This window comes from Streptomyces sp. NPDC004284 (genome assembly GCF_042874035.1).
In the GTDB taxonomy this organism is placed as follows: Bacteria; Actinomycetota; Actinomycetes; order Streptomycetales; family Streptomycetaceae; genus Streptomyces.
The window spans coordinates 37,414-52,890 of sequence record NZ_JBIAMJ010000020.1 but is presented as its reverse complement, the minus strand read 5'-3'; the positions used below and the strand labels follow the sequence as shown (position 1 = coordinate 52,890).

Sequence of the window (15,477 nt, the reverse complement as noted above, 5' to 3'; positions counted from 1 at the left end):
GCTCCCACACCAAGGGAATTGACCCCATGAACATGAGATTCCTCGGCCGCACCGGCCTCCAGGTCTCCGAACTCTCCTTCGGCGCCATGACCTTCGGCACCGGCGGCGGCTACGGACACATGGGCGGCCTCGACGCGGACGGCGCCCGGGCCCTGGTCGAACAGTGCCTGGACTCCGGAGTGAACTTCTTCGACACGTCCGACGTCTACGCGGCCGGGGAGTCGGAGCGGATCCTCGGCGCCGCCGTGCGGGGACGCCGCGACGAGATCGTCCTGGCCACCAAGGCCCGCTGGCCCCTGGAAGGAGCCGGCCCCAACGACCAGGGCCTCTCCCGCCACCACCTCATCCGGGCCGTCGAGGCGAGCCTGCGCCGCCTCGACACCGACCACCTCGACCTCTACCAGATCCACGGCTGGGACGGCCGCACCCCCTGGGAAGAGACCCTGCGCGCCCTGGACGACCTGGTCCGGGCCGGAAAGGTCCGCTACCTCGGCGCCTCCAACCTCGCCGCCTGGCAGCTCACCCGGGCCGTCGGCCTCAGCGAGCAGCACTTCCTGGAGCGGTTCGCCGTCCACCAGATCCAGTACAACCTGCTCAACCGGGAGGCCGAGTGGGAGCTGATCCCCATGGCCCGCAACCTCGGCGTCGGCATCACCTGCTGGAGCCCGCTGGCCGGCGGCCTGCTCTCCGGCCACCAGCAGCCCGGCACCACCCCTCCGCCGGGCAGCCGGCGCTCCACCGGCTACTTCGAGCCGCAGGACATGCAGTGGGCGTTCAAGGTGGTCGACGCCGTGCGCAAGGTCGCCGCCGACCGCGGCGCCACCCCCGCCCAGGTCGCCATCCGCTGGCTGCTCGACCAGCCCGGCGTCACCTCGGTGATCCTCGGCGCCCGCAACAGCAGGCAGCTCGCCGAGAACCTCGACGTCACCGGCTGGTCGCTCAGCGACCAGGAACGGGCCCGCCTCGACCTCGTCAGCCACCGCCCGCTGCCCTACCCGTACTGGCACCAGGCGTTCACCGACGCCGACCGCGCCGGCTCGGCCGACTCGGAGGACTGACAGCGACGTGCCCGGGGCGCGGCCACCGCCGCGCCCCGGGCCCCGCCATGCCCTCCGCCCCCGACCCCACGCCCCGTCACCCGAAGGTGGTTCGTACACGATGAAGGAAGAGCACATACCGGGAACACCAGTACCGTCCGGCCTCCCCGGGCCCGCCCGCCCGGTGACGCTCGCCCGCCGACCGCTCGCCCTCACCCTCCTCGGCCCGCTCGACATCCGCGTGCACGACAGCTCCGCGCTGCCCCGCGCGGCCAAACAGCGGCAGATCTTCGCCCTGCTGGCGGTCCAGGGCAACCGGATCGTCTCCACCGACACCCTGATCGAAGAACTCTGGGACGGCCGCCCGCCGGCCTCCGCCCGCACCGCGCTGCAGACCTACATCGGCCAGATGCGGCAGAACCTCGCGGACCTGCGCGGAGTGGACCGCCGCACGGTGGCCACCGAACTCCTGGTGACCGAGGAGAACGGCTACGTCCTCAGGTTCGACCCCCAGGACCTCGACCTCCACCACTTCAAGTCGAAACTGTGCGCCGGCACCACCCTGCTCAACGAGGGACGCCCGCACGAGGCCCACACCCTCCTCAGGGACGCCCTCGACCTGTGGCACGGCCGCCCCATGGAGAACGTCCGCACCGGCTCCGTCCTCGACGCCTACGCCCACCACCTCGAAGGCCTGCGGCTCTCCGCCGCCGAACACCTCGCCCGCGTCCGGATCAAGCTCGGCGCCTACCACGAGGCCCAGACCGGACTGAGCGAACTGTGCGCGCAGTACCCGCTGAACGAGGAACTGCAGGCACTGCGGATGACGGCCCTGTGCGGCTGCGGCCGCCGCGACGCCGCCCTCGACTCCTACCTCCTGTTCCGCCAGCGCATCCTCGACACCCTCGGCATGGACCCCTCGCCCCGCCTGGTCGACCTCCAGCGCTCCATCCTCAGCGGCCACCGCCCGCTGGCCGCCGCGGCGGCCTGACCCCCGCCCGCGCCCCGCGCCGCCCGCGCATTCTTTCCCAAGTCGGCGTTGCCGCCGCCCCGTCGAGCGACGGACAGTGAAGTCCGGTCACACCCAAGGCCGTTCCCCTTCCGCAGAGTCCGCCTTGAGTCGGGTGTGAGCCACTGCCGGAAGGCTGACGTGCCGTCCACGAACCCCGCCGGCGCGCACCCGATCCGGCCCGCGACGGCCATTCGTATCCCACCGATGGAGCCTTGATGAGTCTGAACATGCCAGGCCGACCGGCCCGGCAAGCCCCTCCCGCGCTCGTGCTCGCAGCCGTCTGCGCGGCTGTGCTCGTGCTTCCGGCCTCACTCACCGGCTCCTCGGTGGCGCTGCCCGACATCAGCGCCGAACTGGACGCCGGATACGGCCCGCTGCAGTGGGTCGTCAACGCGTACAACGTGGCCTTCGCGACCTTCATGCTGGCCTCGGGCGGCGTCGCCGACCTGATCGGCAGGCGCAAGGTCTTCGTCTTCGGCACCGTCGTCTTCGGCGCCTGCTCGCTGGTCAGCGCCCTGGCGACCAACATCTACCTGCTGGACGTGCTGCGCGGACTGTCCGGCCTGGGCGCCGCCGCCATGCTCACCTCCGGCAGCGCGATGCTCGCCACCGTCTTCCAGGGCGCCGCCCTCGGCCGGGCGTTCGCGCTCTTCGGCACCGCGGCGGGCGCCGGCCTGGCCCTCGGCCCCACCACCGCCGGCTGGCTGGTCGGGGCGTTCGGCTGGCGCGGCGTCTTCCTCTCCCACCTCGTCGTCGCCCTCGCCGTCCTGTGCGCCACGCCGTTCCTGCCCGAGTCGCGCGACCCGAAGGCCGGCGGCGTCGACTGGGCGGGCACACTCACCTTCACCGGCGGACTGTTCCTGCTCACCCTCGCCGTCGTCGAAGGCCCCCGGTACGGCTGGACGGGCGGACCGGTGCTCGCCATGGCGGCCGGGTTCGCCGTCCTGATCGGCGTGTTCGTCGCCGTCGAGCGCCGCCAGCGCCGCCCGATGGTCGACCTCAGCCTGCTGCGCCAGCCCCGCTTCGTCGCCCTCTGCCTGCTGCCGGTCGTCGCCGCGTTCGGCTTCGTCAGCCTGGTCGTCCTGCTGCCCTCGTACTTCATCGGCGCCGGAGGGATCTCCAGCGGCGCCGCCGGCACCCGGGTGCTGCTGCTGACCCTGCCCGTCCTGCTGCTCCCGCTCGCCGGCGCCTGGCTGGCCCGGCGCACCCGCTCCACCCGGTTCGTACTGGCCCTGAGCCTGCTGCTGATGGCGGCCGGCGCCGCCTGGCTCGCCCTGGTCCTCACCCCCACGGCGAGCATGGCGGCCCTCCTGGGCCCGCTGCTGCTCATCGGCAGCGGCATGGGCCTGAACGCGGGCATCATCGACGGCGCCGCCGTCGGCTCCGTCGAACCGGCCCGGGCCGGCATGGCCGCCGGCATGTTCAACACCACCCGGCTGGCCGGCGAGGCCGTCGCCATCGCCGTCATGGGCGCCGTCCTGGTCACCCTCACCCGCGGAAACCTCGCCGGGGCCGACTCCTTCGACGGCGTCACCGGACAGGACACCGGCGCCCTCGCCGACCGGCTCGCCCAGGGCGACCTGGCATCGGCCGCCGAGACGGCGAGCCCCGCCGCGCGCACCGGCTTCACGGACTTCCTGCTCGCCGGCTACACCGACGCCTTCCACACCGCCCTGTGGTGCCTGACCGGCATCACCGTGCTCGGCGCCGCCGTGGTCGCCCTGCTGCTGCCCGCCCGCGACGAGGCCCCCGCACCGCAGGAGGCCCCCGAGACCCCGGCCGACACCGGCAAGGAACGCGCCCCCGCCGAGGTGTGACGGCCCCCGCCGCCCGGGACCACGGGTGCGGACCCGCCCCCCCCAGAACCGGGCCCGCACCCGCCCGGGCCACACACCCCGGCCCCCGAGTCCCCGAGTTCCCGTCAAGAGTCCACCGAGGAAGCACATGAAGGACAACGCGGCGGCCGAGACCGTCCCGCCCAAACCCGTACTCGTCGTCGGCGCCGGCCCCGTCGGCCTGGCCGTCACCACCGACCTGGCCCGCCGCGGCGTCCCGGTCCGCTGCGTCGACCGCGCCGCCGAACGCTCGCCCCTCACCAAGGCCCTGGGCGTATGGCCGCGCAGCGTCGAGATCCTCGACAAGCTCGGCGCCCGCGGCGCGGCCCCCACCCGCGGACTGCGCGTGGACTCGTTCCGCTACTACTCCGGCAACCGCCCCGTCGCCCGACTGCGGTTCCCCGACCGCACCGCCCCGCTGATCCTGCCGCAGCCGGACGTCGAGGCCATCCTCGGCGACTGCCTCGACACGACGGACGCGCGGGTGGAACGCGGCGTCCAACTCCTCGACCTCGACCAGGACGAACAGGGCGTCAAGGCCCGGCTCCGCGACGCCCGAGGCGACGAGACCGTCGAGGAGTTCTCCTGGGTCATCGGCTGCGACGGCGCCGGAAGCACCGTCCGCAACCTCACCGGCATCGCCTTCGAAGGCGCCACCTACCCCCACACCTTCGTCGTCGCGGACGTCGACCTCGAAGGCGACCTCGAGCACGAGGACAACCACTACTACTGCTCCCCGCGCGGCATCCTCGTCATCGCCGGACTCCCCGACGGCCAGTACCGCGTCTTCACCTCCGCACCCCCCGGCCTCGACCCGGCGGAGGTCACCCTCGACGTCGTGCAGCGGCTCGTCGACGAACGCGGCCCCGGCGGGCTGCGACTCGTCCACGAGAACTGGATCAGCGCCTTCTCCGTCCACGCACGGCACGCCGAGACCACCCGGAGCGGACGGATCCTGCTGGCCGGCGACGCCGCCCACATCCACAGCCCCGCCGGCGGCCAGGGCCTCAACACCGGCCTGTACGACGCGCACAACCTCGCCTGGAAACTCGCCCTCGTCTGGCACGGCGACGCCGACGCCGCACTGCTCGACACCTACGTGCACGAGCGCGGCGCCGCCGCCCAGGACGTGGTCCGCCAGGCCGACCGGCAGACACGGGCATGGCTGCTGCAAAAACCCCACCAGGTGCTGCTGCGCGACCTGGCCCTGCGGGCCGGCTCGGCACTGCGCCTGGCCCACTGGTCGTACACCTCCACCCTCGCCGGATTCCGCACCGTCCACGCGACGGCCGAACGGCCCGGCACCGGCCGGGGCGGCTTCCGCTCCGGGGCACTGCTGCCCGACCGCACGGTCCGGGACGGCGCCACCGGCCGCCGCACCACCCTGCGCCGGGCCCTGCCCGACCTCACCCACACCGTCCTCGTCCTCGACCCGCCGCACGAGGCCGCCCCCCGGCTACGGGCCGAACTGCAGGCGCTGCGCACCCGGTTCGGGGACCGGCTGACCGTACGCGTCCTGGACACCTCCCGGCGCGTCCTCGCCGCGCCCGGCGACTGGCCCCGCCCGGCGCGGCCCGGCCTGCCGCGCCGCCCGCTCCTCGTACTGGTGCGGCCCGACCACCACATCGACGCGGTCCGCCCGCTCTCCGGCACCGCCGGCCTCGGCGACCGGCTCGCGACCGTCCTCAGCCGCCGCGGCGGCACGCGGACACCGGCCCCCACAGGCGCCTGACGCCCCCGCGCCGCGCCCGCCGCGGCCCGCGGACCCACCGAACCCGACAACCAGGAGCACACCCCCATGTCCCCGATCCCCGACAGCCACATCGACCTCCTCCAGCGCCCGCTCTTCGGCCACCTGGCCACCATCCGGCCCGACGGCAGCCCGCACGTGAACCCCGTCTGGTACCTGTGGGACGGCGAGCGCCTGTGGTTCACCACCTCCACCGACCGGTTCAAGTACCGCAACATCGCCAAGGACCCGCGCGTCTCCCTCTCGGTCAACGACCCGGACCAGCCCTACCGGTACGTCGAGGTCCGCGGCGTCGTGGACCGCGTGGAGCCCGACCCCTCCACCGACGGGTTCTTCCGCCTCGCGGACCGGTACGGGCTGACGGTCGACCGCCCCCTCGCCGACGCCCCCACCCGGGTCCTGCTCGGCCTCAAGCCCTCCCACGCCACCTTCCAGTAGCCCCCATCCCCCCTTCGGCAGCTCGTTCCGGAAAGGCCAACGCTCCCATGAAGTCCGTCAGGCTCGCCGCCGCAGCCGCTCTCGCCGGCACCGTCCTGCTCACCCCCGCAGCCGCGCCCGCCGACGCCGAACCGACCGCGGCCCCCGCCACCGCCGCCTCCGCCCGCTTCCCGGGCGCGTGGCCGCAGCGGCTGGTCGGCACCGCCGCCTCGCTGCACCCCGAGGGCATCGCATGGGACCCCACCCGCCGGGCGCTGCTGGTGAGTTCCGTCCGCCACGGCACGGTCTCGGTGCTGCGCCAGGACGGCAGCGTGCGCACCCTGGTCCGCGACCCCGGCATCATCTCCAGCTACGGCATCCACGTCGACGCCGCCCGCGGCCGCCTCTACGTCGCGTACGCCGACCTCGGCGTCGCCGAGCGCTCCACCCCCCGAACCGCCCTGCGCACCGGGGGAGTGGGAGTCTTCGACCTCGCCACCGGCCGCCGCATCCACCTGGTCGACCTGACCCGCCTCGACCCCGGCCGGGCCGCGTACGCCGTCAACGACGTGACCGTGGCACCCGACGGCACCGCCTACGTATCCGACGTCTTCAGCGACGCCGTCTACCGGGTGGACCGCAAGGGACGCGCCTCGGTCCTGGTGCGCGACACGGCGCTCACCGACGGCAAGGGCACCGGCATCAACGGCATCGTCTACCACCGCGGCGGCTTCCTGCTCGGCGTCAACACCGGCGACGGCCGCCTGGTCCGGATCCCGCTGCGCGACCCCGCCGTCCACACCGTCGCCCTCGACACCGCACTCCTCGGCGGCGACGGCCTCGCCGTCCGGCGGGACGGCTCCGTCGTCTCGGTCACCAACTCGCTGGGCAGCCCCGCCGGACACGACGCCGTACGCGTCCTGCGCTCCACCGACGGATGGCGCACCGCCCGCGCCGAGAACACCACCCCCTGGCCCGAGCGCGGCCCCTCCACCGTGGCCCTCACCCCGCACGGCAGCTATGTGCTCAGCGGACGCCTGGAAGTCGTCTTCGGACCGGGGAACCCGACCACCGACGACTTCGTCGCCAGGAGGTTCGGGTGACGGCCGGGCCGGGCACGACCCGCCCCCACCCCGCCGGACCCGCCCCCCTCACACCCCCCGCTCCCGAGGATCCCCGCGACCCCTACGACCCCTTCGCGGAGTTCGTCGACGAACTCAACGCCGGACTGCGCCGCAGCGCCCTCCGCCTGCGGACCCCGACACCGGCACCCACCGCCGCCCCCGCGCCCAGGGACACCGCCCCCGCCCCCCGCCCGGTGGACGAGACCGCGTTCACGCCGGCCCTCGGCCTGCTGCGCCTGGGCGCGAAACGCCTGCCCGCCCCGGCCGCCCCCCGGCGCGCCACCGGACCCCGGGCCGCCTGACACCAGCCCCACCGCCACCCCCCGATCGACCGAGGGAGCGGCCGAGATCCTCGGCCGCTCCCTCGGCATGCCCGCCCCCGCCCGCCCCCGCCCGCCAAGCCGGCCACAGAGGCCCGCTTGAGTCGGTCATGAGGACGGGCGGAGAGGGTGAAGTCCGAGCCGAGAAACACGGCTCCGTCCGCCCGATGCTGCACGCAAGGAGAACCCGTATGACGGTCACCACCGGCGTCGCCGACGTCCGGCCGCGGCCCGAGGAACTCAGGTACGTCCAGACCGTCGACCGGTCCATGGTCCACCGGGACGCGCTCAGCGAGGTGTTCCTCACCGACTCCCAGCAGATCGCCCCCGACCGCTACCTCGCCGCGGCGCAGCTGCCGCCCACCCACGCCTACTACACCGACCACCTGCTCAGCGGCCTGCCCGACCCGCTGCTGCTGCTGGAGAGCTGCCGGCAGGCGGAGACGTACGGCGGGCACGCCTACTTCGGCGTCCCCCGCGACACCAAGTTCATCCTGCGGTCCTGGCGGGTCGGCTTCCCCGGGCTGCTCGCGGCCCGCGGCACCGCCGGCCCCGCCCCGCTGGTCATGGACGTCACGACCCTGGGCCGCCGCGGCCCGGCCGGCCGGCTGCGCGCACTGACCTACGCCAGCGACGTGCAGCTCGCCGGACACCACCTCGGCGACGTCCGCATCGACGTCGGCTACCTGGGCTCCGAGAGCTACACCCAGCTCCGCGCCGACCAGCGCGGCGGCACGCCGCCCCCCTCGTCCACCGCGCTGCGCGCCACGCCCCCCGGGCTCGCCCCCGACCTCGTCGGCCGGACCCAGCGGGCCAACGTCGTCCTCGACACGGTGCACCTGAAGACCGGCGGCGCCACGGCCACCGTCCGCCTGCCCGTGGACCACCCCAGCATGTTCGACCACGCCCAGGACCACCTGCCGGGCATGGTGCTCATGGAGGCGGCCCGCCAGCTGGCCCTGGTCGCCGGCCGGCACCACCACGGGACACTGCCCACCCGGACCACCGTCGCGGGCTTCGCCTTCGAGTTCAGCCGCTACGCGGAACTGGACGCCCCCGTCACCGCACGGCTGCGGTCCGGCCTCCCGGCCGACGCCGTCCTCGCCGACACCCTGCCCGAGGTCCACACGTACGCCGTGGAGTTCCTCCAGCACGGCGCCGTCATCGCCCAGGGCGAGATCAGCACGGCCACCCTGACCGCCGCCGCGGAGATCCGGGCATGAGGGTCGCCGGACGGATCACCATCACCGCCCCCACGGCCTGGCTGCCCGCCGCCGCCGTGACCGCCGCCGACGCGCTCGCCGAGGGCCGCATCAAGGAGGAGGACGCCCAGGCCACCGGCTACCGGTCCCTCCCCGTCGCCACCGACCTCGCCCCGCCCCAGCTCGCCGCCCGCGCCGCGCGCCGCGCCTACCGGCGGGCCGGCCGCACCCCCGACGACACCGACGTCGTCCTGCACGCCTGGATCCACCACCAAGGACACGACTTCTGGTCACCGGCGCACTACGTGGCGCACGAGGCCGGAGCCCTGGACGCCGTCCCGATCGGCATCCAGCAGATGTGCAACGGCGGTGCCGCCGCCCTGGAGACCGCCGCCGCGCGCCTGCTGTCCGCACAGCCGCCCCGCACCGTCCTCGTCACCACCGCCGACCGCTTCGACGACGCCGCGTTCGACCGCTGGCGCGGCGACTACGGCCTCTGGTACGGCGACGCCGGCACCGCCGCCCTCCTCCACGGCACCCCCACCGCACCGGACCCCCGCGCCGACGCCCCCGCCCTGCTCCTCCACTCGGTCGTCACCGTCGCCGCACCGGCCCTGGAGACCATGCACCGGGGAGACGACCCGTTCTCCGAGGTGCCCCGCCCCTACGGGACGCGCATCGACGTACGCCGCACCAAGCGGGCCTTCCTCCGGCGCCACGGCAAGGAAGCCCTGGCCGAGGTGGTCCGGGACAAGGTCGCCGAGGTGCTGCGGACCGCCCTCGACGAGGCCGGGACATCCCCGGGCGGCCCCCGCCCGGCCGTGGTCGTCATGCCCCGCCTCGGCCAAGCCGCCCTCACCGACGTGTACGGGCCGGTCGTGCGCGGCGTCACCGACGCCCCGCTCCTCGACCTCGGCGCCGACACCGGCCACCTGGGCGCCGGCGACGTGCTCGCCAACCTCGCCGACCTGACCGAGGGCCCGCACCGTCTCGCCCCGGGGGAGTACGCCGTGCTGCTCGGCGCCGGCGGCGGCTTCACCTGGTCCTGCCTCGTGGTCCAGCGACCGCCCCAGCGCCACGTCCCGGAAAGGAACCCGCGGTGACCGCCACCCCCCCTGCCCCCCGAGCCGCCGTCGTGGCCGGACTCGGCGGCTGGATACCCCACCGTGCCGTCGACAACGACGAACTGGCACGCATCCTGGACACGTCGGACACCTGGATCCGCACCCGCACCGGCATCCGGCGGCGCTACACCATCGCCCCCGGCGAGGCCACCTCCGACCTGGCGGTCGAGGCCGGCCGGCGCGCGCTGAAGTCCGCCGGGGCCGCCGACGCCGACGCGCTGGTCCTGGCCACCAGCACCCCCGACCAGCCCTGCCCGGCCACCGCCCCGCAGGTGGCGGCCCGGCTCGGGCTCGGACCGGTCCCGGCCTTCGACGTGAACGCCGTCTGCACGGGTTTCGTCTACGCGCTGGCCACCGCGGCGGGACTGATCGCCACCGGCACCGCCGAGCGGGTCCTGGTCATCGGCGCCGACACCTTCTCCACCATCCTCGCCCCGGACGACCGCACCACCCGCGCCATCTTCGGCGACGGCGCCGGCGCCGTCCTGCTGCGCGCCGGGGACCGCTCCGAGCCGGGCGCCCTGCTCGACTTCGACCTGGGCAGCGAGGGCGAGCAGGCCGAGCTGATCCAGGTGCCCGCGGGCGGTTCCCGCCAGCGGTCCACCAAACTCGCCGCGCCCGCCCGGGACCACTGCTTCACCATGCAGGGCCGCCCGGTGTTCATGCACGCGGTGCTCCGCATGAGCGCCTCGACGCAGAAGCTGATCGACCGCCAGGAGTGGGGCACCCCCGACAAACTGGTGGCCCACCAGGCGAACATCCGGATCCTCAACGCCGTCGGCGACCAGCTCGGCCTCGGCGAGGAGCAGGTGGTGGCCAACCTCGACCGGGTGGGCAACACCGTCGCCGGCTCCATCCCGCTGGCCCTCGCCGACGCCGTCACCGACGGGCGGCTCACGCCCGGCGACCGCGTCGTCCTCACCGGCTTCGGCGGCGGACTCACCTGGGGATCGGCGGCCCTGGTCTGGCCCGACCTCCCCGTGGAGGCGCTGCCCCACCAGCCCTGGGCCGCCTGACCGGCTCCCGCCGCCCCTACCCCCGCCCCGCCACCCCCCCCCACGCATCCCCACCCCCCACCTCGCATCCCTCACCTCGCATCCCTCACCTCTCACCCCGACCGTCGGCCTTCGCCGACCGCATCACCGAACCGAAAGGAACCCCCTGTGGACGCGCTCAAGACCCGCCTCGCCGAACTGCTCAACGACAAGTTCGGCGTCCCCGTCGAGGAGGCCGCCTCCGGCGCCACCTTCGAGGACCTCGACATCGACTCGCTCGTGATCGTCGAGTTCTTCCTGGCCATCAGGAAGGAGTGGGGCGTCCAGCTCTCCGACGGCGACCTGAAGGCCTCCCACACCCTCGACGACGCGGTCGCCCTGGTCGCGTCGAAGGGTGTCACGGTCTGATGCCCCTCACCCACCCCAACGTCGCCGTGACCGGGATCGGCCTGGTCACCCCGGCCGGCCTGGGCACGCAGGCGAGCTGGGCGACCATCAGGGACGGCATCCCCACCGCCTCCCACGACCCGGCGCTCGCCGGCCTCGGCTGCGACCTCTCCTGCCGGGTGCCCGGCTTCGACGCGACCGCCCTGATCGGCCGGCGCACCGCCTGGCGCCTCGACCGGTTCACCCACCTCGCCCTCGTCGCCGCCCGCGAGGCGGTCGCCGACGCGGGCCTCGACCCCGCTACGTGGGACGGCGCCCGGGTGGCCGTCGTGCTCGGCAACTCCCTGGGCGGCACCGCCACCACGGAGGAGCAGTACCGCACCTACTACGGCGGCGCACCCGACGAGGTCTCCCCGCTGACCGTGCCGAAGAGCATGTCCAACATGGTCGCCGGATACGTGGCGATGGACCTCGGGGCCCGCGGACCGAGCCTGGTCACCGCCACCGCCTGCGCGTCCGGCAGCACCGCCATCGGCACCGCGCGCCAGCTCCTGGTCCTCGACCAGTGCGACATCGCCGTGGTGGGCGGCACCGAGTCCGCCCTCACCCCGGCGACGGTCACCGCCCTGCACCACATGGGCGCGCTGACCCGGCACACCCACGAACCGGACCGGGCCTCCCGCCCCTTCGACGCGGACCGGGACGGCTTCGTGCCCGCCGAGGGCGCCGGCATCCTCGTCCTGGAGCGCGAGGCCGACGCGGCGGCACGCAGGGCCACCCCGTACGCGTTCGTCCGCGGCTTCGGCGCGTCCTCGGACGCCCACCACGCCACGGCCCCCGACCCCCAGGGGGCCGGGATCGAACGGGCGGTGCGCGCCGCGCTCGCCGACGCCGGCCTCGCGCCCGGCGACATCGCGCACGTCAACGCCCACGGCACGTCCACCCCGCTGAACGACGCGACCGAGGCCACGGCACTCGGCCGGGTCTTCGGCCACGGCGCCGCCGTCACCTCGGTCAAGGGCGTCACCGGCCACACCCTGGCCGCCGCGGGCGCCGTCGAGGCCGCGGTCACGGCGCTCACCCTGCACCACGGCGTCATCCCGCCCACCGCCGGCACGGTCTCCGTCGACCCCGCCGTCGAACTGGACATCGTCCTGGAGGCCCCCCGCAAGTCCGCCCCGCAGGCCGCGGTGAGCACCTCGCTCGGCTTCGGCGGACACAACGCGGCCCTGGTCCTCACCACGGCCTGAACCACGGTCCGACCCCTCGAGAAAGGACGCTCATGTCCCCCTCCGCCGTCGTCCTGGCCGCCCCCGGCGGCCTGGGCGCCATCGGCGCCGAACTCGCCGTCCGGGCCGCTGCGGCACAGCTGGCCGTGACCGTCGTGACCGACGATCGCACCACGGTGGACGCCGCGTACGACCGGCTCGAACAGACCCTGCTCCAGTGGGCCGGAGGCCGACGGCTGCTGGCCCCGGAACGCCTGCTGGACACCCGTTCCGCCCTGACCGTCGTCACCTTCGACGAGGCACCCGGCGAGGCCGGCGTCGCGGCGGAGGTCTGCGAGCGCCCGCACGAGCGGGCCCGTACGCTCGCCCGGCTCGCCGCCGCCCACCCCGGCGCCCTGCTGGTGAGCACCGGCCTCGTCGAGACGGTACGCGGCGTGTGCCCGCCCGGCGCGGCCGACCGGACCGTCGGGCTGCGCCCCCTGTTCCCGGACCGCGCCCGCGCGTTCGAGATCGCGACGACTCCCGACACGGTGCCGGAGGCCGTCCGGCGCGCCGAGGCGTTCGTGAAGGCCCTCGGCGCCCAGCCGGTCGTGGCCGACGACCGGCCCGGCGGCATCGCCCCGGCCCTCGTCCTCGGGCTCGCCAACCGCGCGGCCCGCATGGTCGGCAGCCGGTACGCGAGCGCGGACACCGTCGACACGGCCCTCGGGCTCGGCTGCGGCCTGGCCGCAGGACCGCTGCGGATGCTCGACGAGATCGGCCTGGACGCGGCGGGCGACGCGCTCGACGCGCTCCACCGGGCGACCGGGAACCCGGTGTTCGACCCGGCGCCCGAACTCGGCCGGCTCGTCGCCGACGGCCGGTACGGGACGCGGAGCGGGCAGGGCTTCCACCGCCACCCGGCCACCGGCCCCGAGAAGACCGGCACCCCCGCCGGCGCCCCTGGGGAACACGGCCTCACCGGCACCCCGACCGTCGGCGTCATCGGCACCGGCACCATGGCGCGGGGCATCGCCGAGGCCTTCCTGCGGGCGGGGCTGCCGGTCGTCCAGTCCGCCCGGACACCGCAGCGCGCCGCCGAGACCCGGGAGGCGCTCGCCGACCGGTTCGGCGACGCCGCCGACACCCTCCTGGCCGGCTGGAGCGGCACCGTCGGCCTGAAGACGGCGGCACGCTGCGACCTCGTGGTGGAGGCGGTCGTCGAGGACCCGGACGTCAAACGGGACCTGTTCGCCGCCCTCGGCCGGCTGGCCCCCGCGCACGCGGTGCTGGCCACCAGCACGTCGAGCCTGTCCGTCGCCGAGCTCGCGGCGGCCGCCGGCCGCGCCGCCGACGTCGTCGGACTGCACTTCTTCAACCCCGCCCACACCAACCCCCTCGTCGAGGTCGTCACCACCGCCGCCACCTCGCCCCGGGCCGAACGGCTCGCCCTCGACGTGTGCGCGCACCTCGGCAAGCGGGCCGTCCACTGCGCCGACCGCACCGGATTCGTCGTCAACGCGCTGCTGTTCCCGTACCTCAACGACGTCCTGCGCGCCGTCGGGGAAGGCGTCGACCCGGCCCGGATCAACAAAGTCGCGAAGACAATCGCAGGTTTCCCTGTCGGGCCGACGCGGCTGCTCGACATCGTGGGAACCGATGTGGCGCTGGAGATCCAGCGCCGCCTCCACGAGGAATCCCCGCACGGCGAACCGCGTCCGGCGCAACTGCTGCGCGACCTGGTCGCCAGCGGGCACCTCGGGGCCAAGAACCGGCGCCCCGTGCAGCACTTCCTCGACGCCAGGCTCGCCCTGACCCCGGCCGCGTGACCGCCGACCACCCCTACGCACCCCAAGGAAGAACGCCATGAAGCTCCGCCACAAGGCCGTCGCCGCAGCCTTCGGCCTGATCGCCCTCCTCGGCACGACGACCGCGGCCCGCGCCGCCGCCGACACCCCCGCGCCGGCCGCGGACACGCCCGCTGCCGCCGCCCCCGCCGCCGACCTCCCCAAGCCGGTCGCCGAGATACTCGGCCGGGGCACCACCTCCGCCCCCTTCAAGGTCTCCTCCCGCGCCCCCCGCGAGTTCGTCGCGCGCAAGGTCACCATCCCGCCGGGCGCGCAGACTGGCTGGCACTACCACGAGGGCGAGCAGATCGTCGTCCAGATCTCCGGGACCGTCGAACGCCTCGACGAGAACTGCGAGGTGGAGACCCACACCGCCGGGGACGCCTACGTCGAGCCGGTCGGCGCGAAGCACATCCACAACGGCATCAACCGGGGCACCGAACCCGTGGTGTTCTACGTGACCGACGTGATCCCCGGCGGAGCCCCGTTCGCCGTGCCGGCCACCGCCCCCTCCTGCGCCGGCGATGAGTGAGCGCGCCGGACGGCCGCGCATCGCGGCGGCGTTCTTCGACGTCGACGAGACGCTGATCACGGTCAAGAGCATGTTCGGCTTCCTCGCCTTCCACCTGCGGGCCCAGGGCCTCGGCCCAGACGCCTACGACCGCGCCGAGAAGGAGCTCAAGGACCTCGCCGCGCAGGGCGTGCCGCGGGAGGAGACCAACCGTCTGTACTACCGCCACTTCGCCGGCCACCAGGCCGCCGACGTGGCCCAGGAGGGCCGGCGCTGGTTCGCCCGGGAGCTGGCCCGCGACGGCTTCTTCCACCCCCGCACCCTGCACCACCTGCGCGCCCACCACGCAGAAGGGACGGTGATCTCGCTCGTCTCCGGATCGTTCCCCGCCTGCCTGGACCCCATCGCCGCGCACGTGGGCGCCCACCGCGTCCTGTGCACCCGGCCGCGCATCGAGAACGGCGTGTACACCGGCGAACTCGACGGCGAACCGGTCATCGGCGAGGGCAAGGCACGGGCGGTCCGCCGGGCCCAGGCCGAACTCGGCATCGACGCCGACGCCTGCGTGGCCTACGGGGACCACGGCTCCGACCTGCCGATGCTCCTGACGGCCCGCCGCAGGATCGTCGTCGGCACGGACCCGGCCCTCCTCGGCCACCTGCCCGGTTCCGGATGGTCACGCCTGCACCAGGCGGCATGAGACCCCGC

General features: G+C 74.8%; 15 protein-coding genes. All 15 read left to right on the top strand.

Features of this window, described 5'->3' with window-relative positions:
• The first annotated feature begins 26 nt into the window (after positions 1-26).
• Positions 27-1,058, top strand: a complete 1,032-nt coding sequence (locus tag ACFYUS_RS34250) for an aldo/keto reductase (protein WP_388861260.1) — start codon at positions 27-29, stop codon at positions 1,056-1,058.
• Positions 1,059-1,158: 100 nt separating this feature from the next.
• Complete coding sequence (locus ACFYUS_RS34245) at positions 1,159-2,028, top strand: BTAD domain-containing putative transcriptional regulator (RefSeq protein ID WP_388861257.1); 870 nt, start codon at positions 1,159-1,161, stop codon at positions 2,026-2,028.
• A gap of 248 nt (positions 2,029-2,276) precedes the next feature.
• On the top strand, positions 2,277-3,866 hold the full coding sequence (locus ACFYUS_RS34240; protein ID WP_388861254.1) for an MFS transporter: 1,590 nt from the start codon (positions 2,277-2,279) through the stop codon (positions 3,864-3,866).
• A 127-nt stretch (positions 3,867-3,993) separates the two neighbouring features.
• Positions 3,994-5,616: an FAD-dependent monooxygenase gene (locus ACFYUS_RS34235; RefSeq protein ID WP_388861251.1), complete on the top strand. Its 1,623-nt coding sequence runs from the start codon at positions 3,994-3,996 to the stop codon at positions 5,614-5,616.
• Positions 5,617-5,682: 66 nt separating this feature from the next.
• A complete protein-coding gene (locus ACFYUS_RS34230) occupies positions 5,683-6,072 on the top strand; it encodes a PPOX class F420-dependent oxidoreductase (protein ID WP_388861248.1) in 390 nt (129 codons plus the stop codon).
• A gap of 47 nt (positions 6,073-6,119) precedes the next feature.
• Positions 6,120-7,154, top strand: a complete 1,035-nt coding sequence (locus tag ACFYUS_RS34225; RefSeq protein WP_388861245.1) for an SMP-30/gluconolactonase/LRE family protein — start codon at positions 6,120-6,122, stop codon at positions 7,152-7,154.
• The gene (locus tag ACFYUS_RS34220; RefSeq protein WP_388861243.1) at positions 7,151-7,477 is read left to right on the top strand and encodes a hypothetical protein; all 327 of its coding nucleotides are present in this window, start codon (positions 7,151-7,153) and stop codon (positions 7,475-7,477) included. Before ACFYUS_RS34225 ends, ACFYUS_RS34220 begins: the two co-directional genes overlap by 4 nt.
• Before the next feature lie 209 nt (positions 7,478-7,686).
• Positions 7,687-8,718 carry an AfsA-related hotdog domain-containing protein gene (locus ACFYUS_RS34215; protein WP_388861240.1) on the top strand — a complete coding sequence of 344 codons (1,032 nt, stop codon included), beginning with the start codon at positions 7,687-7,689 and terminating at the stop codon, positions 8,716-8,718.
• Positions 8,715-9,800 (top strand): 3-oxoacyl-ACP synthase, encoded by a 1,086-nt coding sequence (locus ACFYUS_RS34210; RefSeq protein ID WP_388861237.1) that lies wholly within the window; start codon positions 8,715-8,717, stop codon positions 9,798-9,800. The genes ACFYUS_RS34215 and ACFYUS_RS34210 overlap by 4 nt, the downstream gene beginning before the upstream one ends.
• Complete coding sequence (locus ACFYUS_RS34205; RefSeq protein WP_388861234.1) at positions 9,797-10,837, top strand: beta-ketoacyl-ACP synthase III; 1,041 nt, start codon at positions 9,797-9,799, stop codon at positions 10,835-10,837. Before ACFYUS_RS34210 ends, ACFYUS_RS34205 begins: the two co-directional genes overlap by 4 nt.
• A 147-nt stretch (positions 10,838-10,984) precedes the next feature.
• Positions 10,985-11,224: an acyl carrier protein gene (locus tag ACFYUS_RS34200; RefSeq protein WP_388861231.1), complete on the top strand. Its 240-nt coding sequence runs from the start codon at positions 10,985-10,987 to the stop codon at positions 11,222-11,224.
• Entirely contained in the window at positions 11,224-12,453 is a 1,230-nt protein-coding gene (locus ACFYUS_RS34195; RefSeq protein WP_388861228.1) for a beta-ketoacyl-[acyl-carrier-protein] synthase family protein, read from the top strand. The genes ACFYUS_RS34200 and ACFYUS_RS34195 overlap by 1 nt, the downstream gene beginning before the upstream one ends.
• 32 nt (positions 12,454-12,485) lie before the next feature.
• Positions 12,486-14,240 carry a 3-hydroxyacyl-CoA dehydrogenase family protein gene (locus ACFYUS_RS34190; RefSeq protein ID WP_388861226.1) on the top strand — a complete coding sequence of 585 codons (1,755 nt, stop codon included), beginning with the start codon at positions 12,486-12,488 and terminating at the stop codon, positions 14,238-14,240.
• Positions 14,241-14,277: 37 nt separating this feature from the next.
• Entirely contained in the window at positions 14,278-14,790 is a 513-nt protein-coding gene (locus ACFYUS_RS34185) for a cupin domain-containing protein (RefSeq protein WP_388861224.1), read from the top strand.
• Positions 14,783-15,469 carry an HAD family hydrolase gene (locus ACFYUS_RS34180; RefSeq protein ID WP_388861221.1) on the top strand — a complete coding sequence of 229 codons (687 nt, stop codon included), beginning with the start codon at positions 14,783-14,785 and terminating at the stop codon, positions 15,467-15,469. Before ACFYUS_RS34185 ends, ACFYUS_RS34180 begins: the two co-directional genes overlap by 8 nt.
• Positions 15,470-15,477 lie beyond the last annotated feature (8 nt).

Bases quoted from the DNA above. Each gene is read 5' to 3' on its own strand.
- ACFYUS_RS34250 (WP_388861260.1), top strand. From the start codon at position 27: ATGAACATGAGATTCCTCGGCCGCACCGGCCTCCAGGTCTCCGAACTC.
- ACFYUS_RS34245 (WP_388861257.1), top strand. From the start codon at position 1,159: ATGAAGGAAGAGCACATACCGGGAACACCAGTACCGTCCGGCCTCCCC.
- ACFYUS_RS34240 (WP_388861254.1), top strand. From the start codon at position 2,277: ATGCCAGGCCGACCGGCCCGGCAAGCCCCTCCCGCGCTCGTGCTCGCA.
- ACFYUS_RS34235 (WP_388861251.1), top strand. From the start codon at position 3,994: ATGAAGGACAACGCGGCGGCCGAGACCGTCCCGCCCAAACCCGTACTC.
- ACFYUS_RS34230 (WP_388861248.1), top strand. From the start codon at position 5,683: ATGTCCCCGATCCCCGACAGCCACATCGACCTCCTCCAGCGCCCGCTC.
- ACFYUS_RS34225 (WP_388861245.1), top strand. From the start codon at position 6,120: ATGAAGTCCGTCAGGCTCGCCGCCGCAGCCGCTCTCGCCGGCACCGTC.
- ACFYUS_RS34215 (WP_388861240.1), top strand. From the start codon at position 7,687: ATGACGGTCACCACCGGCGTCGCCGACGTCCGGCCGCGGCCCGAGGAA.
- ACFYUS_RS34210 (WP_388861237.1), top strand. From the start codon at position 8,715: ATGAGGGTCGCCGGACGGATCACCATCACCGCCCCCACGGCCTGGCTG.
- ACFYUS_RS34195 (WP_388861228.1), top strand. From the start codon at position 11,224: ATGCCCCTCACCCACCCCAACGTCGCCGTGACCGGGATCGGCCTGGTC.
- ACFYUS_RS34190 (WP_388861226.1), top strand. From the start codon at position 12,486: ATGTCCCCCTCCGCCGTCGTCCTGGCCGCCCCCGGCGGCCTGGGCGCC.
- ACFYUS_RS34185 (WP_388861224.1), top strand. From the start codon at position 14,278: ATGAAGCTCCGCCACAAGGCCGTCGCCGCAGCCTTCGGCCTGATCGCC.
- ACFYUS_RS34180 (WP_388861221.1), top strand. From the start codon at position 14,783: ATGAGTGAGCGCGCCGGACGGCCGCGCATCGCGGCGGCGTTCTTCGAC.